The following is a 2,151-nucleotide window of genomic DNA, read 5'->3' as shown; positions in this document are numbered from 1 at the left end:
CTGTCGGCTACAGAACCCGGCTTGAAAAGGCTGTTTGAGAAAGATTCTTAACTTGTCCAAGTATTGGGGGACGGTTCATCTTATTTTCAGACGGCCTCTTTCACTTATCCCAATCAGTTTGCTGCGCGGTAATCTGCATCAGCTTTTTCAAATTTTTCAATGATTTCTCGGCTAAGCTCTTTGTCCATCAGTGACACGGTGCAGGTCACCAGCCAGCAGGCGATAAAGCCCGGTACGATTTCGTACATGGTCGCCATGCCGGCGGCTTTGAGCGCGGGGTTCGCCCATTCCGCCCATGCCACGCAAACCAGTGCACCGGCAATCATGCCCCATAATGCACCGTTGGCGGTCATGCGTTTCCAGAATACAGATAAAATCACCACCGGACCGAATGCGGCACCAAAGCCGGCCCATGCGTAAGATACCAAGCCCAAAACTTTGCTTTCCGGATTGCCGGCAATCAGAATGGCAATCACCGCCACGGCCAACACCATGATGCGGCCGACCCATACCAACTCCTGCTGCGTGGCATCAGGGCGCAGGAAGCCTTTGTAGAAGTCTTCGGTAATCGCGCTTGAACACACCAGTAATTGGCAAGACAAGGTCGACATCACCGCCGCCAGAATCGCGCTCAAAATCACGCCGGCTATCCATGGGTTGAACAATAATGTTGCCAAGGCGATAAATACGCGTTCGTTGTTGCCTTCCATCGCACCGACTTGTTCCGGGTGGCCGCCGAAGTAAGCGATACCGAAATAGCCGACGGCGACGGCACCAGCTAAGCAGACTATCATCCATGTCATGCCGATACGGCGGGCGCTTTTCAGCGATTGCACGTTTTCAGCCGCCATAAAGCGCGCCAAAATGTGCGGCTGGCCGAAATAACCCAAGCCCCATGCCGCAGTGGAGATAATACCCAAGAAGGTAGTTCCGGCAAACAGGCTGCTGTATTCTTGGCCGGTAGTCGCGGCTACGGCTTGCACTGCCGCGCTCATTTCTGCTGCGCCGCCTAAGCTCAAATAGACCATCACCGGCGTCAGAATCAGGGCGAACAGCATCAGGGTTGCTTGCACGGTGTCCGTCCAACTCACCGCCAAGAAGCCGCCGATAAAGGTATAGGCAATGGTCGCGCCGGCACCTAACCAAATGGCAGTGCCGTAGCTCATGCCTTCAAACAGACTTTGGAACAAACGCGCACCGGCCACCACGCCTGAAGCGCAGTAAATGGTGAAGAAAAACAGAATAATAATCGCGGAAATCACTTTCATTGCTTGGCCTTTGGCGCCGAAGCGGTGGAAGAAATAATCCGGCAGGGTCAAGGCATTGTTGGCGTATTCGGTGTGCACACGCAAACGGCCGGACACAAACAGCCAGTTCAACCATGCGCCAATGGTCAGACCGATGGCAATCCAAGCCTCGCTCAAACCGACCGCGTAAATCGCACCCGGCAAACCCATCAGCAACCAACCCGACATATCAGAGGCGCCGGCCGACATCGCCGTCACATAAGGGCCTAAGCTGCGGCCGCCGAGAATATAATCGTCGAAGTTGCGGGTAGAAAAATAAGCGGCCAAGCCGATCAGCAGCACCGCCACAAGGTATAAACCAAACGTGATATACATGGGATTCATGTTATCGCTCCTCATTTTTAGTAAACTTACTTTTGATAAGCAGATTCAGATCTGAGATTTTTCTTATATTATATTAAAAAACAACAATTTGGCTTTTATGCGCTTATCATACGCCATCAAGACAAATTGATTTGATTTACAATCAGATATGTTTAAATTACATCAAGATTTGTAAATATTTGGTTTCAGCATACCGTAATTTCCGTGACTTGCAAAGCAACAGGCCATAATTTTTTTGATAACCGAATAAAATACAATTATTTTTTACAAATAAAACAAATAGTTATCAAAAAAACCAGCCGGTTTTATTTTGGTTTCCAACCGTGGAATATCTTCCTTATTTCCGGCTAATCTCTTGAAATAAAAAGTAATTCAACAACAGAATCATGCTTAAATTTGAATTTTTATACCAACATAAAAAAGGGGGCTGTACTAGATAACTAGAATAAATTCTGCTTTACTAATTGTTTTAAAATAGAAATCTGAACTTTTATTTCACTGTGGTTAAACCGCCATTCAC

Annotated in this window: 1 protein-coding gene and 1 pseudogene; both read right to left on the bottom strand. The window is 48.1% G+C overall.

The genetic code is table 11. From position 1 onward, the window contains the following. Nucleotides 1–113: 113 nt before the first annotated feature. The gene (putP, locus tag ACFPVS_RS13600) at nucleotides 114–1,631 is read right to left on the bottom strand and encodes a sodium/proline symporter PutP (RefSeq protein WP_096295867.1); all 1,518 of its coding nucleotides are present in this window, start codon (nucleotides 1,629–1,631) and stop codon (nucleotides 114–116) included. A 440-nt stretch (nucleotides 1,632–2,071) separates the two neighbouring features. Continuing rightward, nucleotides 2,072–2,151 (bottom strand): annotated as a pseudogene (locus ACFPVS_RS13595) (IS1595 family transposase); the annotation flags it as partial.

Source organism: Neisseria weixii, assembly GCF_042658245.1.
In the GTDB taxonomy this organism is placed as follows: domain Bacteria; phylum Pseudomonadota; class Gammaproteobacteria; order Burkholderiales; family Neisseriaceae; genus Neisseria; species Neisseria weixii.
Note: the sequence above shows the minus strand (reverse complement) of the source record. Positions and strands in the feature narration are given on the sequence as shown.